We start from the raw sequence: 24,320 nt of genomic DNA on the forward strand, positions 1-24,320 counted from the left end.
CCGGAGGTGCAGTTTCCGTGGCGTCCAACGTCAACCCCACCGTCAGGCGACGCCGATTGGGCCAGGAGCTGCGCAAGCTCCGAGAAGCGAAGAACATGACGGCCGAGCAGGTCGCCGAGCGCCTTCTCGTCTCCCAGTCCAAGATCAGCCGCCTGGAGAACGGCCGTCGCTCCATCAGCCAGCGCGACGTGCGCGACCTCTGCGGGGTGTACGAGGTCGAGGACGAGCGCATGGTCGACTCGCTGATGCAGATGGCGAAGGACTCGCGCCAGCAGGGCTGGTGGCACGCCTTCGGCGACATCCCGTACAGCGTCTACATCGGTCTGGAGACGGACGCCGAGAGCCTGCGGATGTACGAGTCGCAGATCATCCCCGGGCTGCTGCAGACCCCCGCGTACGCGGAGGCCGTGATCTCCGGCGCGATGCCGGAGTCGACGCCGGCGGACATCGACAAGCGCGTCACGGTCCGCACCCGCCGTCAGGAGCGGATCCGGGACGAGGAGCGTCCGCTGCGCCTGTGGGCGGTAATCGACGAGGGCGCCCTGCACCGGATCGTCGGCAGCAGGCAGTTGATGGTGCAGCAGCTGGAGCACCTCATCGAGCAGTCGCACCTGCCGCACGTCACCGTGCAGGTGATCCCCTTCGAGATGGGCGCGCATCCCGGGATCAGCGGCCAGTACTCGATCCTGGAGTTCCCGGACACGTCCGACTCCAGCGTCGTCTACATCGAGGGCGTGACGAGCGACCTGTACCTGGAGAAGGCCCAGGACGTCGGCAAGTACAGCGTCATGTACGAGCACCTCAGGGCGCAGGCGCTGAACGTCGACCAGACCCGTGAGTTCATCGCGAAGATGGCCAAGAAGCACGCCCAGGGCTGAGCCCGGACGGGTCACGGGCGGGCGGGTCAGGCACCGTACACCGCGTGATCGCTCCCATGGAAGCGCAGTTGGAATATGCCACCCGGTCGGGTGAACGCCGGTCCCGCCGGGCGGAGTCGGCAAGTAACGTCGATCACGTCGGCAAGAACGTCGGCAAGACACCCCCACTGGCTGACCGGGAGTTGAGCATAATGGCGATTTTTCAGGGTGCAACGGACGTGTGGACGAAGTCTTCGTACTCCGGCGGGAACGGCGCCTGCGTCGAGGTGAAGTCCCCCGTCGTGGCCGCCATCGCGGTGCGTGACTCCAAGGCTCCCGAAGGCCCGTCCCTCTCTTTCGGACCGGGTTCGTGGAACGCGTTCGTCGGCGAGGTGAGCAACGGGGCCCTCTGAGCCCCGATGCGCCCGTCTTCATCCGAAGCACCGCAGGACGCGAAGTACCCGCAGTACCCGCAGTACCCGCAGTACCCGCACGACCCGCAGTACCCGAAGAGCCCTCTCGACCGGTCCGCCGTCCTGGCCGAGGGGGCTCAGCCCTTTTCTCTTCCCTTCCCCTTCCCTTTCCCCTTCCCTGTCAGCGCAGTTCGTCCACGTACCGGTCCGTGCCCGGGATCGTGGGGATGAACGGGGCCACCAGCTCCACCCGGCCGCCGGCGGTCGCCCCGAGGGTCTCCAGGTCCGCGAAGTGGTCCGCCCAGCACTCCCTCGGGTCCCGTTCCAGGAACCAGAGCAGGGTCAGCCGGGTGTCGACGCCCTCGACCTGCTTCACGTACGTCATGCGGTCGCCGGGCAGCGGGGTCGGACGGAAGACCGTCACCATCGCCGCCGGTGAGCCCGCGAGCCGCCGGGGCAGCTCGCGTGAGCGCAGCCCGTCGAGGAGTTCCGCCCGCGCCTCGGGTCCCTCGGTGTCGACCACCTGGAGGATCAGGCCGGCGTAGGGGTGGTCGAGGGCGTGGAAGTCGCGCGGGCCGCCCGCCCCGTCGCGATACACGGTCGCCTCGTGGTCCTGGAAGGCCGTGAAGACGTGCGTGCGGTCCTGGTGGACGCGGGCGTCGCGGTTGAGGCGCTTGTTGATGGCGACGGTCCACTTCATGTGTTCGTCGTAGCGGCCGTCGGTGATCCAGTACGTGGAGAGGTAGCAGCCCGCGGTGACGGGCCGGGCGACGGCGGACTTCTCCGGGCGCCGCAGCTCCTGGAGCTCGCGGGTGGCGACCCAGCGGCGGCCCGCGTACATCCAGGGCATGGCCATGGCGCCCGCGTAGTAGTGGTCGTCCTCGTACCAGCGGTTGTACGCGTACTCGTGGCCCGGGTGCGGTTCGACCATGGTGATCAGGGCGTGGCCGGGGCGCACGCCGTACGGGCCGACGGCGGCCAGCTCCGCATACGTGTCGCTCGCGCTGCCCGCGCTGCCCGCGCTGCCCGCGCTGCCCGCGCTGCCCGTGCTGCCCGTGCTGCTCGTATCGCTCGTACTGCTCGTCCCGCTCGCATCGTTCGTGTCGCTCACTCGCGCATCCCTTCCCAAGTCGGTGACGGAGACCTACTCTGACGGACCGTCAGATGCTTCGCCAGGGTCGAGGAGGGTCCGGATGCTGCTCCAGGGGAAGACGGTCGTCGTGTCGGGTGTCGGGGCCGGGCTCGGGCACCGGATCGCCGAGACGGTGGTGCGGGACGGCGGCAACGCGGTCCTCGGCGCCCGCACCGAGGCGAACCTCGCCAAGTCCGCCGCCGAGATCGACCCGGAGGGGCGTCGTACCGCCTACCGGGTCACGGACATCACCGACGAGGAGCAGTGCGCGGCGCTCGCCGGAATCGCGGTCGAGCGCTTCGGCGGGGTCGACGCGGTCGTCCACGTCGCCGCCTGGGACTCCTACTTCGGGGGCCTGGAGGACGCCGACTTCGCGACCTGGCAGGCGGTCCTGGACGTCAACCTCCTCGGCACGCTGCGGATGACCCGGGCCTGCCTCCCCGCCCTCAAGGAGCGCGGCGGTTCGGTGGTCCTGATCGGTACACAGTCGGCGATCGCCGCCCCCACGCAGGTGCGGCAGGCGGCGTACGCGGCCTCGAAGGGGGCGCTGACCTCGGCGATGTACTCCCTCGCGCACGAGCTGGGGCCGCACCGGATCCGGGTCAACACCGTGCTGCCGGGCTGGATGTGGGGGCCGCCGGTCCAGGCGTACGTGCGGTTCGCCGCGGACTCCGAGGGCGTGCCGGAGGCGGAGGTCCTCGCCCGGCTCACCGAGCGGATGGCGCTTCCGGAGCTGGCGACGGACGGGGACGTGGCGGAGGCCGCGGCCTTCCTCGCCTCGGACCGGGCGCGGGCCATCACGGGGCAGTCGCTGCTGGTCAACGCCGGGGAGCTGATGCGCTGACACCGGCCGGAGCCTGCTCCGGAGCCCCCTCCAAAAATTCATAGATGTGAACAAGGGTCAGTAAACAGAACGGTTTTACTGTCCCTTGACCCTCCATTGCCTTGTCCCTGCCTTGTAACTCGCCACACCATGAACGGCGTTCACAAGGCGGACCGGACCCCTTGGAGGGGGCTCAATGAACAGTCTCGACTGGGCCGTGCTCATCGGCTACTTCGGCGTGATGGTCGCGATCGGCGTCTGGTCCCACAAGCGCGTGGACAACGTCTCCGACTTCTTCACCGCCGGCGGCAAGATGCCCTGGTGGCTCTCCGGCATCTCGCACCACATGTCCGGCTACAGCGCCGTGATGTTCACCGGGTACGCCGGCATCGCGTACACCTACGGCGTCACCTCGTACGTCACCTGGTCCTTCCCCATCGCCATCGGCATCGCGATCGGCGCCCACCTCTTCGCGCCCCGCCTCAACCGGCTCCGCTCGCGGCTCCACGTCGCCTCCCCGCTGGAGTACCTGAGGAACCGGTACAACCTCCCCACCCAGCAGGCCCTCGCCTGGTCGGGCCTCCTCCTGAAGATCGTCGACGTCGGCGCCAAGTGGGCCGCCATCGCCACCCTGCTCTCCGTCTTCACCGGGATCTCCCTCAACCAGGGCATCCTCATCACCGGCGTCATCACCGGCATCTACTGCACGGTCGGCGGCCTGTGGGCCGACGCGCTCACCGAACTCGGCCAGTTCGTCATCCAGTTCTTCGCCGGGATCGCCATGCTCGTCGCCGTCCTCGCCAAGCTCGGCGGGTTCAGCGCGCTGTGGGACGTCTGGGACCGGCCCGAGCTCCAGGGGCACACCGCGCCCACCGCCGGCCCGTACACCCTGACCTTCCTCCTCGCGTACCTCTTCATCAAGACCTTCGAGTACAGCGGCGGCATGTGGAACCAGGCCCAGCGCTACATGGCCACCCCCAACGCCCGCGAGGCCACCCGCTCCGGCCGGCTCTCCGCCGTCCTGTGGTTCGTCTGGCCGCTCGTCCTCTTCTTCCCCATGTGGGTCGCGCCGCTGCTCGTCGACCCGAAGAAGCCCGACGCCTCGGACAGTTACGCCCTGATGACCGAGCAGCTGTTGCCGCACGGACTGCTCGGCCTGGTCGTCGTCGGCTTCTTCTCGCACACGATGGCCATGTGCTCCTCCGACGCCAACGCCATCGCCGCCGTCTTCACCCGGGACATCGCCCCCGTCCTCAGCAAGGCCGCGCGGAGCTGGACGCAGCGGGCCGGGCTGATCGCCGCGCGCTGGTCGACGATCGCCTTCCTCGCCCTGTCGATGGCGGTCGCCACCCAGGTCAACTCCCCCACCTTCAAGGACATCATCACCGTCGTCATCAAGTGGGTGGCCGGCCTGATGGGCCCGATCGCCATCCCCTTCATGCTGGGTCTCCTGAAGGCCTTCCGGAAGTCGGGCCCGACGGCGGCCCTCGTCTCCTGGGCGGCCGGGCTCTTCGTCTTCTGGCTCACCAACTACGGCCTCGACGGCATCGAGCTCCAGATCCAGATCGTCTCGCCGCTCGCCACCTCCCTCGTCCTGTACGTCCTCATCGGCTTCCTCCGCCCGGAGGACACCCCGGAGCGGGACGCCCTCCTGGACCGGATCGGCACGGACCCGGACGGGGACGAGGACGGGAGCGCCGGGGCCGCCTCCGTACCCGCGCAGGGCGGGCCCGGGCGGACCGCCGATCAACCCCGCGGGTAACGCGCCAGCCAGCCCGGGGAGGCCTCGGTCGCGGAGTGCAGAGCGGCACCCTGGGTCATCTCCATCGAGAAGTCGTCGGCCAGTTCGAGGACCGTCGCACGGCCCTCCAGTTCGGCCAGCCAGGCCGGCGGGAGGGCCGTCTCGCCGTGCAGGGCGCCGAGCAGCGCGCCGGTGAGCGCCCCCGTGACCGACGAGGGCCCGTCGTGGTTCACGGCGAGCCGCAGCCCGTGCCGGACGTCCTCGCCGACCAGCGCGCAGTAGACGGCCGCCGCCAACTGCCCCTCGGCCCGGTCCTCGTCCGCCCCGAGACCGGTCACCCGCTCCGCGTCCGGCTCCCCTTCCCGTACGGCTCCGAGGGCCCCGGTGAGGGCCTCGGTGACCGGCTCGTGGCCGGGGCGCTCCGCGAGCTGCTCCACCGCCCGGGCCACCGCCGCCTCGACGGAGCCGCCGCGCGCGAGCCCGTGGACCGTGACGGCGAAGGCGCCCGCCGCGAGGGTGGCCTCCGGGGCGCCGTGCGTCTGCGCCGCGCACTCCACCGCGAGCTGGCAGACCAGCTGCGGCTCCCAGCCGACGAGGAGCCCGAAGGGGGCCGAGCGGACGAGCGCGCCGGAGTCGGCCGCCTGCGGGTTCTTGGGCTTGTCGAGGGTGCCGAGCAGCTCGTCGCCGAGGCCGGTGAGGCAGGCGCGGGGCGGGTTGCGGCGGGCGTAGAGCCACTCCTCGCGGGCGAGCCAGCCGTTGTCCTTGCGGCGCTCGTCGGGGCCCCAGTCGCGCTGCGTCGCGGCCCAGCGGAGATGGGCCCGGTGGACGTCGGTCGGCGGGTGCCAGGCGCCGGTGTCGCGGCGGACCTGGGCGCGGACGAGGCCGTCGACGGTGAACAGGCTCATCTGGGTGGCGGCGGTGACGGCGCCCCGCCGGCCGTACGCGGGCACGGGCTCCGTCAGTCCGTCAGGTCCGTGGGCCTCCCGCACCTGGGCGAGGGTCAGTCCGTCGGCCCCGGCGCCCAGCGCGTCGCCGACGGCTCCACCGAGGAGACAGCCCCGTACGCGGGCCCGGAAGTCCTGCTGTTCGGCACGGCCCCACACGGCTGCGGCTGTCGTGGCCACGACGTGCCCTCCCCCGGTCGGCGGTTCGCTGACGGTTCCTTGCCGCACTGTAATCGACCGGGTAGGCGTGTTCAGGGGCCGGAACGTTATGTGATCCGACGCCCTTCAGTCCACTTTTGACCGCAGTTCACCCGAGGTTCGGTTGCGACTTGAACCATCCGCGGCATGAACCCCGTGACACGAGTCAAGACCCTCTCGACCGCGGCCCTCGCCGCCGCGCTGCTCCTCGGCATCACCGCGCCCGCCGCCTCCGCGCACCCGCACTCCCCGTCGGACCGGCGGATCCCCTTCGCCTCCGCGACCGTCACCGAGAACACCGGCGGCACCTACACCGTCACGTGGTCCGCCCCCGGCACCCACGGCGTCACGGTCCGCACCGGCGGCCGGACCGTCGCCCGCGGCGGCGCCACCGGCTCCGTCACCGTCTCCGGCCTGGCCGCCGCCGACCGCCGCTGGTTCGACCTCGTCCCCGACCGGGGCACGCCGCTGCACCTCGCCGACCGGCTGATACGCCTCCAGGGCACGGTCAACTTCCGTGACGCGGGCGGCTACCGGACCCGCGACGGCCACTGGGTGAAGATGGGCGAGGTCTACCGCTCCGACTCCCTGGACAAGCTCACCGACGCCGACCTCGCCAAGCTGAAGCGCCTCGGCGTCCGCACCGTCTTCGACCTGCGCATGGAGTCCGAGCGGAGCACCGCCCCCGACCGGGTCCCGGCCGGCGCGACCCACGTCGTCGCCGACGTCCTCGCGGGCAGCGGCACCTTCACCTCGATGCCGAAGAGCCCCGCCGAGGCCGAGGCGATGATGGTCGAGGGCAACCGCTTCATGGTGAGCGGCGACACCGCCCGCACCGCCTACACGGCCGTCCTCGACGGCATCGCCGACGACGACCGCCGGGGCGTCCTCTTCCACTGCACCGCGGGCAAGGACCGCACGGGCTGGTCGAACGCGGCCCTGCTCACCGCCCTCGGCGTCCCCGAGGAGACGGTCATGGCGGACTACCTGGCCAGCAACACCTACCGGGCCGCCGCCAACGAGGCGATCCTCTCCCACCTCCCGGCCCCGCAGGCCGCCGTCTACAAGCCGCTCCTCGACGTCCGCCCCGCCTACCTCAACGCAAGCTTCGCGGAGGTCGAGGAGGAGTACGGCTCCTTCCGCGCGTACCTGCGGAAGGGCCTCGGCCTCGACCGGCAGGAGCTCAAGGAGCTGAAGGAGGACCTGCTGGTCGGGTAGCTCACGACACCCCCTAGCGGCGGCGGGTCCAGAAGCTCGTGATCCTCGACGCGCCGGGCTCCATGGACCAGTCGCCGTCGGCCTCGATCACCAGCAGGCGAGGGCCTCGGGGAATCGAACCGCTGCCGCGCCCCCGGTTCCGCCTGCTGTACGTGTGCTGCGCGTGTCCGCCGCGCCGGTGGACGTGGACGCCGAAGTACCCCTCCTTGTCCTCGTCGCCCCGGAACCGGAACCTGACGTCGGTCTCGTCGCCGGTGTGGGCCAGGACGTCCGGCCCGTACCCCTCCACGGGACCGTCGAAGGTACGCAGGGTCGACACCGGCCGGAGCCTGATCGTCCACGCGGCCATGCCCGGCGCGTCGACCCGCAGCCGCAGCGGCGTCCGGCCGTCGTGGTGGAAGACGCCCACCCCGCTCAGGTCCGGGAGGCCGCTGCCCAGGACCTCCCGCCATCGGCGCCCGCGCACGGTCAGCGTGACGACCTCGATGTACCCGTCGCCCTTCCTCAGCACGTCGACGACGACGAAGCCCTTGGGGAGGGCGAGACCGGGCTCGACGTCCTCCTTCCCGCGCCCCGAGAACTCGACGGCCGGGAACTCCGGACCCATCTCCCCCGGCAGGTCGTTGCACCGCGCCAGGGGCACGCCGAAGGACGGCACGGAGAGGGGGACGTGCTCGTGGATCTTGCCGACGGCCCCGACGGCGAGGGGGACGGGAGCCGGTGCCTGCACGAAGGCAGGTGCCTCTACGGGGGCCGGTGCGGGCGCGAGGGCTTGAGCCGGCACCACCGCATCCTCCGGCTCCCGCTCCGCCTCCACCGTCACCTCCGGCACCGTCACCTCCGGCACCGAGAACCCGAAGTCCTCGGCCAGGCCCGGCAGTCCGGAGTCGTACCCCTGCCCCACCGCGCGGAACTTCCACCCGCCGGCCCTGCGGTAGAACTCGCCCAGCGCGATCGCCGTCTCCGTCGTCGCGTCCTCGACCGCGTACAGCGCCAGCTGCTCCCCGGTGGTCGCGCTCACCGCCCGCAGGTACAGGTCCTCGACCTCACCGAACGTCGCGTCGTCGCAGGACGCCGCGACCACGATCCGCTCCACGGACGGCTCCACGCGGCCGGGGTCGATCTCCAGCCAGTCCGCGAGGACCCCGTCCTCACCGTGGGCGGGGCCCAGCAGCCGGACCCCGCCGCCCGCGTGCTCCGGCTGGTTGTAGAAGACGAGGTCGTCCCTGCTCCTGACCGTGCCGTCCGCGGCGACGAGCAGCGCCGCCGCGTCGACCTGCGGCTCTCCCGGACCGCCGGACCGGCGGACGACGGCGACCCGCATGGGCTCGCCGCTCAGCGGAAGGTTTCCCCCCTTGATGATCTGCGTCATGGACGCATCATGCACTCAGCTCTCCAGGACCGGGAGCAGTTCCGGGAGGTGGCCGTCGGAGGCGGTCGCCGTCCGCTGCCGCTCCTCCGGGACCTCCCCGTAGAGCGTCGTCCGGGGCTTCGCGGGGCGGCCGGCCGCGTCGGCGATGGCGACCAGGTCGCGGATCGAGCGGTACGAGCCGTAACTCGACCCGGCCATACGGGAGATGGTCTCCTCCATCAGGGTGCCGCCCAGGTCGTTGGCGCCCGAGCGGAGCATCTCGGCGGCGCCCTCGGTGCCCAGCTTCACCCAGCTGGTCTGGATGTTGGGGATGTGCGGGTGGAGGAGGAGCCGGGCCATGGCGATGACCGCGCGGTTGTCGCGGGCGGTCGGGCCGGGGCGGGCGATGCCCGCGAGGTAGACGGGCGCGTTGGTGTGGATGAAGGGGAGCGTCACGAACTCGGTGAAGCCACCGGTCTCCTGCTGGATGCGGGAGAGCGTGCGGAAGTGGCCGAGCCAGTGGCGGGGCTGGTCCACGTGCCCGTACATCATCGTCGAGCTCGACCGGATGCCCAGCTCGTGGGCGGTGGTGACGACCTCGATCCAGGTGGCGGTCGGCAGCTTGCCCTTGGTGAGGACCCAGCGGACCTCGTCGTCGAGGATCTCGGCGGCGGTGCCGGGGATCGAGTCGAGCCCGGCCTCCTTCGCGGCCGTCAGCCACTCCCGGATCGACAGGCCGGTCCGGGTCGCGCCGTTGACGACCTCCATCGGCGAGAAGGCGTGCACGTGCATGCCGGGGACGCGCTCCTTCACCGCGCGCGCGATGTCGAAGTAGGCGGTGCCGGGCAGGTCGGGGTGGATGCCGCCCTGCATGCAGACCTCGACGGCGCCGACCTCCCAGGCCTGCTGGGCGCGGTCCGCGACCTGGTCGAGGGAGAGGGTGTACGCGTCGGCGTCGGTGCGGCGCTGGGCGAAGGCGCAGAAACGGCAGCCGGTGTAGCAGACGTTGGTGAAGTTGATGTTCCGCGTGACGATGTACGTGACGTCGTCGCCGACGGCCGCGCGGCGGACGTCGTCCGCGATCCGGGTGAGGGCGTCGAGCGCGGGCCCGTCGGCGTGCAGCAGGGCGAGGGCCTGGGCGTCGGTGAGCTTCGTCGGATCGTCGGCGGCGACGGCGAGGGCCTCGCGGACGTCGGTGTCGATGCGCTCGGGGATCATGCCGGGGGCGGCGGCCTCGCGGAGCGCCTCCCAGTCCCCGTACACCTCGTCGAAGTCGTCGCGCCGGTCGTGCGTGCGGCCCGTGGTGTCGATGGTGCGGTGCAGGTCGGTGCGGCCGGTGGCGGTGAAGGCCTCGTCGGGCTCCTGCCAGGGCAGGCCGCGCACGGGCGCGTCGGGGTTGGCGAGGCCGGTCTCGGGGTCGGCGAGGGCGCGGACGTGCGGGAGGAGGCGGGGGTCGAGCCAGGGCTCGCCGCGCTGGATGAACTCCGGGTAGACGCAGAGGCGTTCGCGCAGCTCGAAGCCGGCGGCGGCGGACCGCTCGGCGAGCTCCTCGATCCGGGGCCAGGGACGCTCGGGGTTGACGTGGTCGATGGTGATCGGGGAGACGCCGCCCCAGTCGTCGATGCCGGCGGCGATGAGCCGCTCGTACTCGGAGTCGACCAGGTTGGGCGGGGCCTGGAGGCAGGCGGAGGGGCCCATGATGAGCCGGGCGACGGCGACGGTGGCGACGAGGTCGTCCAGCTCGGCGTCGGGCATGCCGCGCATGGCCGTGTCCGGCTTCGCGCGGAAGTTCTGGATGATCAGTTCCTGGACGGAGTGGTACGCGCGGGCCACGCGGCGCAGCGCGAACAGCGACTCGGCGCGCTCCTCGACGGTCTCGCCGATGCCGAGCAGCAGCCCGCTCGTGAACGGCACGGAGGAGCGGCCGGCGTCCTCCAGGACCCGCAGCCGCACGGCGGGGTCCTTGTCGGGGGAGCCGTAGTGCGGGCCGCCGGGCTCGCTCCACAGCCGGGTCGCGGTGGTCTCCAGCATCATGCCCATGGACGGCGCGACGGGCTTGAGGCGCTGGAAGTCGGTCCAGGACAGCACGCCGGGGTTGAGGTGCGGAAGGAGACCCGTCTCCTCCAGGATCCGGATCGCCATGGCCCGTACGTACGCGAGGGTGTCGTCGTAGCCGTGCGCGTCGAGCCACTCGCGGGCCTCGGGCCAGCGGTCCTCGGGCTTGTCGCCGAGGGTGATCAGGGCCTCCTTGCAGCCCAGCTCGGCCCCGCGGCGGGCGATGTCGAGGACCTCGTCCGGCGACATGAACATCCCGTGCCCGTCGCGGCGCAGCTTGCCGGGCACGGTGACGAAGGTGCAGTAGTGGCACTTGTCACGGCAGAGTCGGGTGAGCGGTATGAACACGCTCTTCGAGTACGTGATGACCCCGGGCCGCCCGGCGGCCTCGAGTCCGGCGTCCCGCACCCGCCCGGCGGACGCGACGAGGTCCGCCAGATCCTCCCCGCGCGCCTGCAACAGGACGGCGGCCTCGGCGACATCGAGCGCGACCCCGTCCCTGGCCCGCTTGAGTGCGCGACGCATGGCGTTCTCGGTGGGACGTGCTGCCTGGTGATCCGTCATGAACCGAGCATACGAGCGGGCGCCACGGGGCGGGTTCGGGTCCCCGTAGGAAGGACGGTCAGTCGGTGTCCTCGGGATGCCGGGGCGCGGCATACACGCTCAGAGGTACGCCGCGTACGCGTCGAGGACCCCCAGGACCTCCGTCTCGTCGCCCGGGGGCAGCTGGAGGACGACCTCGTCGCAGCCCAGGTCCGCGTAGTGCGCGAGTTTGCCGGGGTTCGGGAGGACCGCGTACGGGACGAGCCGGAGGGTCTTCGGGTCGCGGCCGGCGGACTCCCAGGCCTCGCGCAGGACCGGGAGCGACTCCGTCAGGCCCCGGCCGCCGATCGGCATCCAGCCGTCCGCCTCCGCGGCGATCCGCGCGAAGAGCTTCGGGCCCGCCGCGCCGCCCAGCAGGATGCGGGGCGCGTTGCCGCGCGGTGGCTTGGGCCAGGCCTCCGAGGCGCGGACGGAGCGGCCGAACGCTCCCTCGTACGCCGTGGGTTCCGGTGCCCACAGGGCCCGCATCAGGGCCAGCCGGTCGTGGGTGAGGGCCCGGCGGGTGGACCAGTCGACGCCGTGGTCGGCGGCCTCCTCCCGGTTCCAGCCGTAGCCGACGCCGAGGGTGAAGCGGCCCCCGGAGAGGTGGTCGAGGGTCGCGATCTGCTTGGCGAGGGCGATGGCGTCGTGCTCGGCGATCAGCGTGACGCCGGTGCCGAGCCCGAGCCGCTCGGTGACGGCGGCGGCCTGGCCGAGCGCGACGAAGGGGTCGAGGATGCGGCTGTACTCCCGGGGCAGTTCGCCGCCCTGCGGGTAGGGCGTGGTCCGCTCGACGGGGATGTGGGTGTGTTCGGGGAGGTACAGCCCGGCGAAGCCGCGCTCCTCCAGCTCGCGCGCGAGCCGCACGGGGGTGATGGTCTCGTCGGTCAGGAAAATCGTGGTCGAGATCCGCATAGGCGGCACGGTAGGGGGTGGGGGGTGGATTTCCGAGGGGTACGACACGGCGCGGGCGCGCGCCTTCCGGTCGGGTACGACTACGACACGCGGGCGGGCGCGCCTGCCCGATACGACACGGGCGCGCGCGCCTGCCCGACGCGGAGGCGCGCCCTGCCGGTCAGCGGCGCCGTACCGGGTCCGTCGCCCGCTGCTCCGCCGCCAGGTCGCCGTAGCCGCCTTCCTCCCACACCCGCTCGCGGAAGCGCTGGAGGGTGAGCGGCGCGCGGTCCTCGCCGGGGGCGTCCTCGAAGTGGACCGTGCCGCAGCGGTGGCAGTACCAGCCCCGCGACCACAGCTCCTCGGCGCGGTGGCGGCCGCGTGTGAGGCGGGCGAAGGCGGTCCGGCGCCGGTGGAGCTCAAGGAGGACCAGGACGGTGACGCCCAGGGCGACGGCCGAGACCCAGCCCAGGAACCCCAGGTCCGGGCCGAGCTCGGGCGGCGTCCCGAACATCCCGAAGTCCTCCTCGGAAGCCGTCTCGTCCTCCAGGGCGCCGCCGACGAAGACCCAGCCCATGAACGAGCCGACGCAGACGAACCCGGCGAGGATGCCGAGACAGGTGACGGGGTGGGCGGACGACTCGGGCACCGGCGCGAGCGCGTCGGAGAGCCCGGTGGTCACCGTCCGCGTCACGGTCCGCATGTCGCCGTCGCGGTTCCGCTCGCGGCTGGTGACCGCGTCCCGGCCGGCGAGGTAGACGGCCGGGACGGCCTGCACCCGGTCGTCCTGGCCGCATCCCGGACAGGCGTGCGTCCTGCTCATGGCTCCCCCTCGACTGTTCCCCCGTCACGTCCTGAACTGGGTGACGGGATCATGCCGTCGACGGTTCCTTTCCGGCCCGCCCGATAACCACCTGCGCCGTTCCCCGCCGCCGCCTACCGTGGCCCGGTGCTCCAGCGAATCGAAGCGTTCTACGACGCCGTCCCCCGTTCCTCCGCCCGCGCCGAGGCGCACGGGCCCCTGACCCTGTTCGTGCGGGAGGGCGAGGGCTGGCCCTACTACGCCCGCCCCGCCCTCGGCCACACCGGCGACGTGCCGGCCGACGCCGTGGAGGAGGTGCGGGCCCGGCAGCGCGAGCTGGGGGTGCCCGAGGCCTTCGAGTGGGTCGCCGAGACGACGCCGGGGCTGCGGGCGGCCGTGGAGGCGAGCGGCCTCACCGTGCACGAGCACCCGCTGATGGTCCTGGAGGGCGACGGGCTCGCCGTACCCGACCCCGAGGGAGTCACCGTCCGGCTCGTCGACCCGGACGACGCCGCGCTGGAGACCGCCGTCGCCGCCCCGTACGCGGCCTTCGGCATGGACCCGGCGCCCGGCACCGCCGCGCTGGTCGCCGAGCGGATCACCGCCGGTCTGACCCGGCTCGCGGCGGCCCTCGACGGCGCGGGCACCGCCCTCGCGGCCGGGCAGCACCAGCCCGTCGGACCGGTGTCCGAGGTCGTCGGCGTCGGCACCGTCCCGGCGGCCCGCCGCCGCGGCCTCGGGCTCGCGGTGACGGCCGCGCTCGTCGCGGACGCCCGCGCCCGGGGCGCCGAGCTGGTGTTCCTGACGGCGTCGGACGCGGACGTGGCCCGGCTCTACGGGCGCCTCGGCTTCCGCACGATCGCGACCGCCCTCATCGCGGAGGCGTAATCGCGGAGGCGTAGGAGCGTCCGCGAAAAGTTCCTCGAAGAAAGTTCTCCCGTCGTGTCACATCCTCGGCGCGCGCTCCGTCAATGCAGTGAAAGCGACGGACGAGAGACGCTGACGAGAGACGCTGAGGAGCGATCATCATGGCGACGCACGAGCCCAAGGCCCGCATGACCAACCCCGCCTACGTCCTGCCCGACGCCGGCCCGGCGATCATGAACCTGGTGAAGGCCGCCCGGCAGGGCGGTGTCCCCGAGTCGACCCTGGAGCTCGTGCACCTGCGGGCCAGCCAGATCAACAGCTGCGGCTTCTGCGTCGACATCGGCGCGAAGAACGCCAGGAAGGCCGGGGTGAGCGACGAGAAGCTGTTCGCCGTCGCCGCCTGGCGCGAGGCGCCGTACTTCTCCGACGAGGAGCGTGCGGCCCTCGCGCTCGCCGAGGCCGCGACCCGGCTCGCCGACGTCTCGGACGCCGTGCCGGACGCGGTCTGGGACGCCGCCGCCGATCACTTCGACGAGAAGCAGCTCGCGTCGATCGTGCTGATGGTCGGGATCACCAACCTCTTCAACCGGCTCAACGTCACCGTCCGGCAGCCGGCCGGCGCGGGCTTCTGACGGTACGGGCCGCCTCCCGCACCATCAGGTCGTCGACCGGGTCCTCCTCGGACTCGACCGTGAATCCCTCGCGCTCGTAGAGACGGCGGGCCGCGCTCCCCTTCAGGACCACCAGCCGGACGGCTATCCCCTCCGCGTCGGTCCGGTCGAGGAGGCCGCGCAGCACCGCCGTCCCGAGGCCCCGCCCCTGCACCTCCGGGGCGAGGTAGAAGTGCTCCAGGTAGACCCCGGACTCGGCCCCCGTCCCGTCGCCCTCCCCGTACGGGCGGAGCGTCACGCACCCCGCGAAGGCGCCGCCGACCTCGATCACCGAGGTGTACGCGGGCGAGAACCCGTCCCGCAGCCGCTGCCGTACCCGGTGCTCGTCGTAGCGCCCGAGCCGCACGAGGTCGTCGCGCATGACGACCGCCCTCAGCTCGGCGACCGGTTCGACGTCCTCCGCCGTGCCCGGGCGCAGCGACCAGTTCAATTCCCCATACACGTAATCCACGCACGCATCCTAAGGAGCCCGCCGTGGCCGCCGCCCGCATGTCCAACCCCGCCACCGTCCTCCCCGACGCCCTGCCCGCGATCCTCCGCCTGGTCAAGGCCGTCCAGGCCGGCGGCGACATACCCGCCACCACCCTCGACCTGGTCCACCTGCGCGCCAGCCAGATCAACGGCTGCGGCTTCTGCGTGGTCGGCGGGGCGCTGAAGTCGCAGAAGGAGGGCGAGACCGACGAGCGGCTGCACGCGGTGGCGGCCTGGCGGGAGACCCCGTACTTCACCGAGGCGGAGCGGGCGGCGCTCGCGCTCGCGGAGCACGCGACCCGGCTCGCGGACCGCGCGGACGCCGTGCCGGACGAGGTGTGGGAGGAGGCCGCGCGCCACTACGACGAGACGCAGCTGGCCCAGCTCGTGCTGTGGCTCGGGGTCACCAACCTCTTCAACCGGCTCAACGCGACGACCCGGCAGCCGGCCGGGGCCTCCTGGTAGTCGGCCGGGGGCGGTGGTGGCCCGGCCGGTCGGCCCGGGCGGCGCCCCGGCGGGGTCGTAACCGGATCCGACCCGTCCGCGTTGGAGCGGGCATGAAGAGGATCCTCACCGCAGCCGCCCTGACCGTCTTCGCCGCCGCGGGTGCCGCGGGCGCCACCGCCGGGACCGCAGCCGCCGACACCGGCGGCATGAACCTGCCCTCCGTCGTCCCGCTCAGCGGCGTCCTGACCCCCAAGGCGAAGCCGGCCGGCACCCCCGACCTGCCGCCGGCCAACGCGGCCGTGGAGCACCTGCTCCCCGGGCACTGACCCCCCGCACCCCGGCCCGACCCCGTACCCCCTACCCCGTACGGCGGAATGACGAAGGCGACGGGACCCCCCACGGGCCCGCCGCCTTCGCGTTTCGGATGACTCAGGATTCGGCTACCGGACCGGTCAGTCGGCGACCACCAGCGACGGGGTCTCCTTCGTCAGGATCTCGCCCCGGAAGAACGCCGGGCTCTTCCGCTGCATGACCAGCATGATCACCACGCCGAGGAGCAGCAGCCCCACGCCGATCACGAAGACCGAGCCGACGCCGAAGACGGCGGAGCCGGAGCCGTAGGCCGGGTCCCACATGTCGTACAGGGTCTTGCCGAAGACGGCCGTGAGCATCAGCCCTCCGAGCAGCGGCATGAGGCCCTTGTAGGCGAAGTTCCGGCCGGAGCGGAAGAGCTCGCCGCGGAAGTACCAGACGCAGGCGAAGGCCGTCAGGGCGTAGTAGAAGCAGATCATCAGGCCGAGCGCGTAGATCGTGTCGACCAGGACGTTCTCGCTGACGAGGGTCATGACGGTGTAGAAGACGCCGGTGGCGACGCCGGCCACGATCGTGGCCTTGCCGGGGGTCTTGAACACCGGGTGGACCTTGGTGAAGGACTTCGGCAGCGCCTCGTACGTGGACATGGCGAGCACCGTGCGGGCGACCGGGATGAAGGTCGTCTGGAGGCTCGCGGCCGCCGAGGCGAGGACCGCGACGAAGAGCAGGATGCCGAGCGTCGGGCCCATGACGGGACCGGCGAGTGCGGCGAAGACGTTGTCGGAGGTCTCCGGGTTCGCGAGGCCGAGGCCCTCCTCGCCGGAGCCGACGACCATCTGCGCGGCGATGCCGGTGGCGAGGTACGAGGCGACGAGCACGACCATCGCGATGAGCGCGGCGCGGCCGGGGGTCTTCGCGCTGCCGGTGGTCTCCTCGTTGGTCGCCATGCAGGCGTCCCAGCCCCAGTACATGAAGATCGAGAGCGAGAGGCCGGCGGTGAAGGCGGCGAAGGACTGGACCGCGAAGGGGTTCATCCAGGACCAGGAGAAGGAGACCGAGGTCTCGAAGTCGCCGGCCTTCGACAGCGCCATCGCCACGAAGACGACGAGGACGACGAGCTGGAGGCCGACGAGGGTGTACTGGAGGCCCTTGGTGGCGGTCATGCCGCGGTAGCTGATCGCGGTGGCGACGGCGATGAGCGTGAGGCACGTGATGATGTGGACGGCTTTGTTGTCGTCCAGGGCGGCGATGGAGTCGCTGCCGCTGATCTCCCCCGCGAGGAGCCAGAAGTAGGAGGTCGCGACGCCGGCGAGGTTGGACAGCACGATGATCGTCGCGATGACGAGGCCCCAGCCGCACATCCAGCCGATCTTGGGGCCGAAGGCCTTCACGGTCCACGTGAAGGAGGTGCCGCAGTCGGGCATGACCTTGTTGAGCTCCCGGTACGCGAAGGCGACGAGGAGCATCGGGAGGAAGCCCGCGAGGAAGATCGCCGGCATCTGCAGGCCGACCTCGCCGGCGGTGGAGCCGAGCGTCGAGGTCAGGCAGTAGACGGGGGCGACGGTCGAGATGCCGATGACGGCACTGCCGAGCAGGCCGACGGAGTTGCCTCCGAGGCCCTTGGTGCGGACGGCCTGGGTGCCGCCCGGGTCCTCGACTGGCCTTACCGTGTCTCCGGCCTGGGGCCGCACATCCACCTGAGTCATGAACAGGACGTTAAATGCTGCGGTTTCCATATCCGGAAGATCGAACTCCGCTCATTTGATCGATCATCGCCTTGCATTGCGCGGGTCGAAGCGGACACCGACCAATGATTGAAAGATCGACGACCGGGGCGGACCGACCAACTGGTAGGTCGGTCGATCCGTGTCCGATATGCGGGAACCGCAGCAGTACCCCAAATGTCCGTTTTCAAAATTTCCCGAGGAATTTTCCGGGCGGTTCCCCGGGATGCCGTCGACCCGGGGAGAGCCCGGGCCGGGCCCGGGTTCAGCCCGGCCAGACGACCGACTGGAGCTCGCTGTACGCGTGCAGCGCGTACGAGCCGACGTCCCGTCCGACCCCGCTCTTCTTGAATCCGCCGAACGGCGCCTCCATGTTCCGCCCGATCGTGTTCACGCCCACCCCGCCGGCCCGCAGCCGGGCCGCGACACGGAAGGCGCGGGCCACGTCGCCGGACCACACGTAGTCGATGAGCCCGTAGTCGCTGTCGTTGGCGAGCGCGATGCCCTCCTCCTCCCCGTCGAAGGGGACGACCACGACCACCGGACCGAAGATCTCCTCCCGGACCACCCGCATCTCGTTGGTGCAGTCCGCGAGCAGGGTCGGGGCCACGTAGAAGCCCTTGGCGAAGTCCGGGCGCTCGCCGCCCGCGACGACCCGCGCCCCTTCCTTCCGCCCCAGCTCGACGTACGACTCCACCCGGTCGCGGTGGGCCGCCGAGATCACCGGGCCGACCACCGTGCCCCGCTCCGCCGGGTCCCCCACCGTCATGAAGGCCATGAAGCCGGTCAGCTTCTCGACGAGCTGCTCGTAGATCCCGCGCTGCGCGAGCACCCGGGTCGGGGCCGTGCAGATCTGCCCGCTGTAGAAGGCGAAGGTCGTCCCGATGCCCATGACGGCCGAGTCCAGGTCCGCGTCGTCGAAGACGAGCGCGGCCCCCTTCCCGCCCAGCTCCATCAGCTGCCGCTTGAGCGAGCGCCCGCAGACCTCGCCGATCGCCTGCCCGACGGCCGTCGAGCCGGTGAAGGAGACCATGTCGACGTCCGGGGAGTCGACGGCCGCCTGCCCGGACTCCACGGAGGAGCCGGTGACGACGTTCACGACGCCCGCGGGGACGCCGGCCTCCGCCAGGGCCCGGGTCATCGCGTACACCGACAGCGGGTCCTGCGGGGCCGGCTTCACGAGGACCGTGTTGCCCATCGCGAGCGCCGGCGCGATCTTGCCCGCCGGGTTGGCCCAGGGGTTGTTGTACGAGGTGATGCAGGTGACGACGCCGACCGGGCGCCGCACCGCCACCGCGCCGAACACCCCGGCCTTGCCCATCGGACCGGCCTCGTTGATCTGCGGCGGCAGCGCCTGCTCGACCGGCTCCATCGCGCCCCGGGCGTACCGCCGGAAGCGGGAGGAGCCGACCGCGACCTGCATGCCGCGGGCGGTGCCGGTGGTGGCGCCGGTCTCGGCCCGTGCGAGCAGGACGTTCTCCTCGGCGTCCCGGGCCATGAGGTCCGCGGCCCGGTCGAGGATCGCCGCCCGCTCCTCCGGCTTCGTCCGCGACCAGGAGTCGAAGGCCGCGCGGGCCGCGGCGGCCGCCTCGTACACCTGGGCGCGCGAGGCCTCCGGCGCGAGGCCGACGACCTCCTCCGTGGCCGGGTCGATCACCTCGTAGTGGCCGCCGTCGGGCTCGACCCACTCGCCGCCGATGAAGAGCCGCTCGGTCCTCACCTTCGCGGTACCGGTCATCGTGTCGCCACCGTCCTCGTGTCGCGGCCGGAGCGCAGCACCCTCCCCGGGATCGCGCCGGTCACCTCGTCGTCCCGTACGGTCTCCACGCCGTTGACCCGGACCGAGACGATCCCGATCGCCCGCGAGTCCAGCCGCGGGCTGTCCCCCGGCAGGTCGTGCACGAGGGTCGCCGGGCCCGCCTCGATCCGCTCCGGGTCGAAGAGGACGAGGTCGGCGTGGAAGCCCTCCTCTATACGGCCCCGCTCGCGCAGCCCGAAGAGCCGGGCCGGCTCGTCGGTCAGCATCCGCACCGCACGCTCCAGCGGGACCAGCTTCCGGCCGCGCAGACAGTCGCCGAGGAACCGGGTCGTGTACGGCGCCCCGCACATCCGGTCCAGGTGCGCGCCGGCGTCCGAGCCGCCGAGCAGCACGTCCTCGTGGTCCCAGGTCTCGCGGCGCAGCGCCCACGAGGCCGGGTCGTTGTCGCTGGGCATCGGCCACAGGACGGTCCGCAGGTCGTCGTTGGCGCAGATCTCGACGAGGCACTGGAAGGGGTCCTGGCCGCGCTCGGCGGCGATGTCCTTCACGACCCGGCCGCTCAGGCCCTCGTTCTCCTTGCTGTACGTGTCGCCGATGACGTACCGGCCGAAGTGGGCCAGCCGCCGGAAGACCCCGGCCTCCTTGGAGTCGGCGCGCTGCAGCATCTCGGCCCGGACGTCGGGGTCGCGGAGCTCGGCGATCCGCTCGGGGACGGGGAGGGCGAGGATCTCGCCCCAGCCGGGGATGAGGTTGAGGGCGCAGAACGTGCCGAGCGACATGTTCATGGGGGTGAGGATCGGCATGGTGAGGGCGACGATCCGGCCGCCGGACTTGCGGGCCCGGTCGGAGGCGGTGAGCTGGCGCGGGACGCGCTCGGGGACGGCGGCGTCGATGGTGAGGACGTTCCAGTTGAGCGGGCGTCCGGCCGCCGCCGTCATCTCGACGAACAGGTCGATCTCGGCGTCGGAGAACTGGTCGAGGCAGCCCGCGAGGATCGCCTCCAGCTGGGTGCCCTCGTGCTCGCCGACGGCCCGGGAGAGGGCGATGAGCTCGGCGGGCGTGGCGTGCCGGGAGGCGACGGGGGCGCCGTCGCCGTCGGAGTGGGTGGAGGACTGGGTGGTGGAGAGTCCCCAGGCCCCGGCCTCCATGGCCTCCTTGAGGAGGGCGACCATGTGCTCCAGCTGCTCGGGGGTGGGCTGTCCGCCGACGGCGTCCTCGCCCATCACGTACCGGCGCAGGGCGCAGTGGCCGACCATGAAGCCGGCGTTGACGGCGATCCGCCCTTCGAGGGCGTCGAGGTACTCGGCGAAGGAGGACCAGCCCCAGTCGACGCCCTCCTCAAGGGCCGCCAGCGCCATGCCCTCGACCTTGGACATCATGCGGCGCGTGTAGTCGGCGTCCTCGGGCCGGTCCGGGTGGAGCGGGGCGAGGGTGAAGCCGCAGTTGCCGCCGGCGACGGTGGTGACGCCGTGGTTCATGGAGGGGGTGGCGTACGGGTCCCAGAAGAGCTGGGCGTCGTAGTGGGTGTGGGGGTCGACGAAGCCGGGGGTGAGGACGAGGCCGGTGGCGTCCTCGGTGGTCCGGGCCTCCTCGCTGACGGTCCCGGGTTCGGCGACGACGGCGATGCGTCCGTCGCGTATCCCGACGTCGGCGGTGAAGGCGGGGGCGCCGGTGCCGTCCACGACGGTGGCGCCGGTGATCAGGTGGTCGAGCATGACGGTCCCTTTCTGTCCGTGGACGCGGGTGTGCCCCGGACCGGGGCCGCCGCGGAACGGCCACCGGCCGGGGCAGGTACGGGGCGGCGGTCCGGGAAGACACCGCCCCGCGCTCGTACGAGGGGGCTGCGCCCCGCCCTGCCGTCAGGAACCGGCGGCCTGGCGGAAGCGGGTCGTGCGGTGCACCGGGTCCGTGTCGATCTTGGGGATCACGTGCTCGCCGATCAGCTTGATCGAGTTCATCGTGTCCTCGTACGAGATCCCGATCGGGATGCCGAAGGAGAGCTGGTCGGCCCCGGCCTGCTCCCAGCGCTTGCACTGGGCGAGGACCTCCGAGGGGTCGCCGCAGATCATCAGCTCCTCCTGGATGAGGAGTTCGATGATCTCGGCCGAGTACTCGGGGAGCAGCTCGGGCCACTCGGGGATGCCCTCGGGCCGGGGGAAGGTGTCGTGGTAGCGGAAGAGCAGCGACTGGAGGTAGTTGAGGCCGCCGGAGACGGCGATCTCGACGGCCTTCTCGTGGGTCTCCGCGCAGATCGCGGTGGAGGTCACCATGACGTTGTCGTTGACGAAGTCGCCGACCGCCTTGGCCTCCTTGATCGCCGTCTTGTACGACTCGACGACCCACTCCATGTCGGAGACCTTCTGCACGCTGAAGCCGAGGACGCCGAGGCCCTTCTTCGCGGCCATGGCGTACGAGGAGGGGGACCCGGCCGCGTACCACATGGCGGGGTGGGACGCCCCGTACGGCTTGGGCAGGATCTTGCGGGGCGGCAGCGACCAGTGCTTGCCCTGGAAGCCGACGTACTCGTCCTGGAGCCACATCTTGGGGAACTCGGCGATCGTCTCCTCCCAGATCTCCTTGGTGTGGTTCATGTCGGTGATGCCCGGCATGAACCCGAGGATCTCGTGGGAGCCCGCGCCGCGGCCCGAGCCGAACTCGAAGCGCCCGCCGGAGAGGTGGTCGAGCATGGCGACCTTCTCGGCCACCTTCACCGGGTGGTTGACGGGGGCGAGGGGGTTGAAGATGCCGGAGCCGAGGTGGATCCGCTCGGTGGCGTGGGCGAGGTAGCCCAGGTAGACGTCGTTGGCCGAGATGTGCGAGTACTCGTCCAGGAAGTGGTGCTCGGAGGCCCAGGCGTACTTGAACCCGGACTTGTCGGCCTGGATGACGTACTCGGTCTCCTCCATGAGGGCCTTGTGCTCGGCTTCGGGATCGGTCTCGGCGCGCTTGCCGACGTATCCCTGTACGAAGATCCCGAATTCCAAGGGGTTCACCGTCCTCATTATTTCTGACGAACCGTCAGATCTCTGATGTGCCCGACTTTCGCACCACGGAGTGGGTGCGTCAATACCTGACGACTCGTCAGAACAGAACTCTTGGCTGACTCGGAGCGGCTCGGAGCGGCTCCGAGCGGCGGCTCCGAGCGGACTCAGAACAGGCTGACGCCCGCCAGCCAGCCGCCGTCGATCACGAACGGCTGCCCGGTGATGTACGCCGAGTCCTCCCCCGTCAGGAAGAGCGCGAGCGCCGCCACCTCCGCCGGCCGCCCGATCCGCCCGAGCGGCACGAGCTTCCGGTACAGCTCGGCCGTGGAGGCCGGGTCCACGCCCTCCGGATTGCTCATCGGGGTGTCGATCGCCCCGGGGCAGACCGCGTTCACCCGGATGTTCCGCGCGGCCAGTTCGAGCGCCGCGACCTTGGTCAGCCCGAGGACGGCGTGCTTGCTCGCCGCGTAGGCGCCGACCCCGGCCATGCCGGTGAGCCCCGTGTACGAGGCGGTGTTGACGATCGTCCCGCCGCCGGCCGCGGCGATCTCGGGCGCGACCGTCCGGATGCCCAGGAAGCAGCCCGTCTGGTTGACCGAGACGATCGCCTGGAACTCCTCCAGGGGAGTGGAGAGCAGCTCGTTGAAGCGGAGGATCCCGGCGTTGTTGACGAGCCCGTCGATCTTCCCGAACCGCTCCTTGGCGAAGGCCACGGCCGCCGCCCAGTCGTCCTCGCCGGTCACGTCCAGCCGGACGTACGCGGCCCGCTCCTCCCCCAGCTCCTTGGCGAGCGCCTCGCCGGCCTCGTCGAGCACGTCCGCGAGGACGACCCGCGCCCCCTCGGCGGCGAAGAGCCGCGCCTCCTGCTCGCCCTGCCCGCGCGCCGCGCCGGTGACGAGGACGACCCGTCCGTCCAGCTTGCCCATGCCTGCCACGCTCCTCAGTTCAGGTGGGGGGCGACCTCCGTGCCGAAGGCCGCCATCTGGTCGATGAGTTCGGTACGGCTCCGGGAGCGGAACCGGACCTGGATCTGGTGCACGCCCATCTCCCCGTACGCGCGCAGGGAGGCGGCGAGCTCCTCCGGCGGGCCGCTCAGGGTGCGGCGGCCGACCGCCCAGCCGGGCTCGCCGACATACAGCGCCTCGGTGATCGCGCCGACCGTGATCGGCTCGGCGATCCCGGCCTCGGCGCGGAGCCGCAGGAGCCGCTGGATCTGCTCGGCGAGCCTGTCGCGCGGGTCGCCCTGCGGCAGCCAGCCGTCGCCCCGGAGCGCGGCGCGGCGCACGGCGGCCGGCGAAGAGCCGCCCACCCAGACCGGGACCCGCTCCTGGGCGGGCCGGGGCAGCTGCCCGAGGTCCTTGAAGGCGAAGAGTTCGCCCAGGTGCTCGGGGTACTCCTCGGGGCCGAGGGCCGACCGGAGCGCGTCGACGGTCTCGTCGAGCACGGCGCCCCGGCGCGCGAAGTCCACGCCGAGCGCCTCGAACTCCTCCTGGACGTGCCCGGCGCCGACGCCGAGGACCAGCCGGCCACCGGAGAGGTGGTCGAGGGTCGCGTACGCCTTGGCGGTGACGAGCGGATGGCGCAGCCCGACGACGGCGACGTGCGAGAGGAGCCGGACCCGCTCGGTGGCGGCGGCGAGGAAGGAGAGCGTGGCGACCGGGTCGTACCAGACGGTGCTCATCGCCCCGGCGAGGCGGCGCGGGATGGCGACGTGGTCGCAGCTCGCGAGGTAGTCGAAACCGTGGGCCTCGGCGGCCCGGGCGACGGCCAGCAGGTCCGCCGGCCCCGCGGCCGCCTCCCAGGCCTCGGCGTAGAGGGTGGACTGCGACTGGACGGGCAGCTGCATCCCGTAGACCACCATGGGAAACCCCCTCGATCTGACGAACCGTCATGTGTGCGGGCGAGCCCCCATGCTGGTACCTGACGGTTCATCAGGCAAGGCTCGCGCGGGACGGGTTCGGGAGTCCAGGCAGTGGGTTACGGACGTCCCGGGGAGGGGTTACAGGCGTCCCGGGCGTCCCTGGGACGGCCCACGGGCATCCCGGGACGGGGATCCGCCCTCCGCAGGAGCCCGG

Annotated in this window: 22 protein-coding genes; 9 read left to right on the forward strand and 13 right to left on the reverse strand. The window is 71.9% G+C overall.

What is annotated here, in order from left to right; all coding sequences use genetic code 11:
- Positions 1–17: 17 nt before the first annotated feature.
- Together ACFC0G_RS15390 and ACFC0G_RS15395 are read left to right on the forward strand one after the other, a co-directional pair.
- Entirely contained in the window at positions 18–878 is an 861-nt protein-coding gene (locus ACFC0G_RS15390) for a helix-turn-helix domain-containing protein (protein ID WP_376402985.1), read from the forward strand.
- Between the two features lie 191 nt (positions 879–1,069).
- Positions 1,070–1,270: a DUF397 domain-containing protein gene (locus tag ACFC0G_RS15395; protein WP_024756945.1), complete on the forward strand. Its 201-nt coding sequence runs from the start codon at positions 1,070–1,072 to the stop codon at positions 1,268–1,270.
- A 181-nt stretch (positions 1,271–1,451) separates the two neighbouring features.
- On the opposite strand, the gene ACFC0G_RS15400 is transcribed toward ACFC0G_RS15395, so the two are convergent.
- Entirely contained in the window at positions 1,452–2,252 is an 801-nt protein-coding gene (locus ACFC0G_RS15400) for a hypothetical protein (RefSeq protein WP_376403322.1), read from the reverse strand.
- Between the two features lie 211 nt (positions 2,253–2,463).
- On the opposite strand from ACFC0G_RS15400, the gene ACFC0G_RS15405 reads away from it, so the two are divergent.
- Both ACFC0G_RS15405 and ACFC0G_RS15410 read left to right on the forward strand, forming a co-directional pair.
- Positions 2,464–3,246: an SDR family oxidoreductase gene (locus tag ACFC0G_RS15405; protein ID WP_376402988.1), complete on the forward strand. Its 783-nt coding sequence runs from the start codon at positions 2,464–2,466 to the stop codon at positions 3,244–3,246.
- A gap of 175 nt (positions 3,247–3,421) precedes the next feature.
- On the forward strand, positions 3,422–4,987 hold the full coding sequence (locus ACFC0G_RS15410) for a sodium:solute symporter family protein (RefSeq protein ID WP_376402991.1): 1,566 nt from the start codon (positions 3,422–3,424) through the stop codon (positions 4,985–4,987).
- On the opposite strand, the gene ACFC0G_RS15415 is transcribed toward ACFC0G_RS15410, so the two are convergent.
- Positions 4,972–6,090 carry an ADP-ribosylglycohydrolase family protein gene (locus ACFC0G_RS15415; RefSeq protein WP_376402994.1) on the reverse strand — a complete coding sequence of 373 codons (1,119 nt, stop codon included), beginning with the start codon at positions 6,088–6,090 and terminating at the stop codon, positions 4,972–4,974. The two genes, ACFC0G_RS15410 and ACFC0G_RS15415, sit on opposite strands and share 16 nt — an antisense overlap.
- A gap of 165 nt (positions 6,091–6,255) precedes the next feature.
- On the opposite strand from ACFC0G_RS15415, the gene ACFC0G_RS15420 reads away from it, so the two are divergent.
- A complete protein-coding gene (locus tag ACFC0G_RS15420) occupies positions 6,256–7,326 on the forward strand; it encodes a tyrosine-protein phosphatase (RefSeq protein WP_376402997.1) in 1,071 nt (356 codons plus the stop codon).
- Between the two features lie 13 nt (positions 7,327–7,339).
- On the opposite strand, the gene ACFC0G_RS15425 is transcribed toward ACFC0G_RS15420, so the two are convergent.
- The 4 genes from ACFC0G_RS15425 to ACFC0G_RS15440 all read right to left on the reverse strand — a co-directional run bounded on the left by ACFC0G_RS15425 (position 7,340) and on the right by ACFC0G_RS15440 (position 13,031).
- Positions 7,340–8,698 carry a TerD family protein gene (locus ACFC0G_RS15425; RefSeq protein WP_376403000.1) on the reverse strand — a complete coding sequence of 453 codons (1,359 nt, stop codon included), beginning with the start codon at positions 8,696–8,698 and terminating at the stop codon, positions 7,340–7,342.
- A 15-nt stretch (positions 8,699–8,713) separates the two neighbouring features.
- Positions 8,714–11,296 (reverse strand): bifunctional FO biosynthesis protein CofGH, encoded by a 2,583-nt coding sequence (locus ACFC0G_RS15430; protein WP_376403003.1) that lies wholly within the window; start codon positions 11,294–11,296, stop codon positions 8,714–8,716.
- A gap of 99 nt (positions 11,297–11,395) precedes the next feature.
- Positions 11,396–12,229: an LLM class F420-dependent oxidoreductase gene (locus ACFC0G_RS15435; RefSeq protein ID WP_376403006.1), complete on the reverse strand. Its 834-nt coding sequence runs from the start codon at positions 12,227–12,229 to the stop codon at positions 11,396–11,398.
- A gap of 160 nt (positions 12,230–12,389) precedes the next feature.
- The gene (locus ACFC0G_RS15440; RefSeq protein WP_376403009.1) at positions 12,390–13,031 is read right to left on the reverse strand and encodes a hypothetical protein; all 642 of its coding nucleotides are present in this window, start codon (positions 13,029–13,031) and stop codon (positions 12,390–12,392) included.
- 126 nt (positions 13,032–13,157) lie between these two features.
- Between ACFC0G_RS15440 and ACFC0G_RS15445 the strand changes: the two genes are divergently transcribed.
- Together ACFC0G_RS15445 and ACFC0G_RS15450 are read left to right on the forward strand one after the other, a co-directional pair.
- Positions 13,158–13,898, forward strand: coding sequence for a GNAT family N-acetyltransferase (locus tag ACFC0G_RS15445; protein WP_376403012.1), 741 nt, complete (start codon positions 13,158–13,160; stop codon positions 13,896–13,898).
- Between the two features lie 140 nt (positions 13,899–14,038).
- On the forward strand, positions 14,039–14,509 hold the full coding sequence (locus tag ACFC0G_RS15450; RefSeq protein WP_376403015.1) for a carboxymuconolactone decarboxylase family protein: 471 nt from the start codon (positions 14,039–14,041) through the stop codon (positions 14,507–14,509).
- Here ACFC0G_RS15450 and ACFC0G_RS15455 read toward each other — a convergent pair.
- Positions 14,475–14,999 (reverse strand): GNAT family N-acetyltransferase, encoded by a 525-nt coding sequence (locus ACFC0G_RS15455; RefSeq protein ID WP_376403018.1) that lies wholly within the window; start codon positions 14,997–14,999, stop codon positions 14,475–14,477. The genes ACFC0G_RS15450 and ACFC0G_RS15455 overlap by 35 nt on opposite strands.
- Positions 15,000–15,037: 38 nt before the next feature.
- On the opposite strand from ACFC0G_RS15455, the gene ACFC0G_RS15460 reads away from it, so the two are divergent.
- Positions 15,038–15,484 carry a carboxymuconolactone decarboxylase family protein gene (locus ACFC0G_RS15460; protein ID WP_376403325.1) on the forward strand — a complete coding sequence of 149 codons (447 nt, stop codon included), beginning with the start codon at positions 15,038–15,040 and terminating at the stop codon, positions 15,482–15,484.
- Positions 15,485–15,576: 92 nt separating this feature from the next.
- Positions 15,577–15,792 (forward strand): hypothetical protein, encoded by a 216-nt coding sequence (locus ACFC0G_RS15465; protein ID WP_376403020.1) that lies wholly within the window; start codon positions 15,577–15,579, stop codon positions 15,790–15,792.
- Positions 15,793–15,918: 126 nt separating this feature from the next.
- Here ACFC0G_RS15465 and ACFC0G_RS15470 read toward each other — a convergent pair whose 3' ends face one another.
- The 6 genes from ACFC0G_RS15470 to ACFC0G_RS15495 all read right to left on the reverse strand — a co-directional run bounded on the left by ACFC0G_RS15470 (position 15,919) and on the right by ACFC0G_RS15495 (position 24,106).
- The gene (locus ACFC0G_RS15470) at positions 15,919–17,484 is read right to left on the reverse strand and encodes an APC family permease (protein ID WP_376403023.1); all 1,566 of its coding nucleotides are present in this window, start codon (positions 17,482–17,484) and stop codon (positions 15,919–15,921) included.
- A 283-nt stretch (positions 17,485–17,767) separates the two neighbouring features.
- The gene (locus ACFC0G_RS15475; RefSeq protein ID WP_376403026.1) at positions 17,768–19,240 is read right to left on the reverse strand and encodes an aldehyde dehydrogenase family protein; all 1,473 of its coding nucleotides are present in this window, start codon (positions 19,238–19,240) and stop codon (positions 17,768–17,770) included.
- Complete coding sequence (locus ACFC0G_RS15480; protein ID WP_376403029.1) at positions 19,237–20,976, reverse strand: amidohydrolase family protein; 1,740 nt, start codon at positions 20,974–20,976, stop codon at positions 19,237–19,239. The genes ACFC0G_RS15475 and ACFC0G_RS15480 overlap by 4 nt, the downstream gene beginning before the upstream one ends.
- Positions 20,977–21,120: 144 nt before the next feature.
- A complete protein-coding gene (locus ACFC0G_RS15485) occupies positions 21,121–22,245 on the reverse strand; it encodes an LLM class flavin-dependent oxidoreductase (RefSeq protein WP_376403328.1) in 1,125 nt (374 codons plus the stop codon).
- 164 nt (positions 22,246–22,409) lie between these two features.
- Positions 22,410–23,171, reverse strand: a complete 762-nt coding sequence (locus ACFC0G_RS15490; RefSeq protein WP_376403032.1) for an SDR family NAD(P)-dependent oxidoreductase — start codon at positions 23,169–23,171, stop codon at positions 22,410–22,412.
- Between the two features lie 14 nt (positions 23,172–23,185).
- Positions 23,186–24,106, reverse strand: coding sequence for an LLM class F420-dependent oxidoreductase (locus ACFC0G_RS15495; protein WP_376403035.1), 921 nt, complete (start codon positions 24,104–24,106; stop codon positions 23,186–23,188).
- Positions 24,107–24,320: the final 214 nt, after the last annotated feature.

The sequence above is a fragment of the Streptomyces sp. NPDC056169 genome (assembly GCF_042268445.1).
GTDB lineage: Bacteria > Actinomycetota > Actinomycetes > Streptomycetales > Streptomycetaceae > Streptomyces.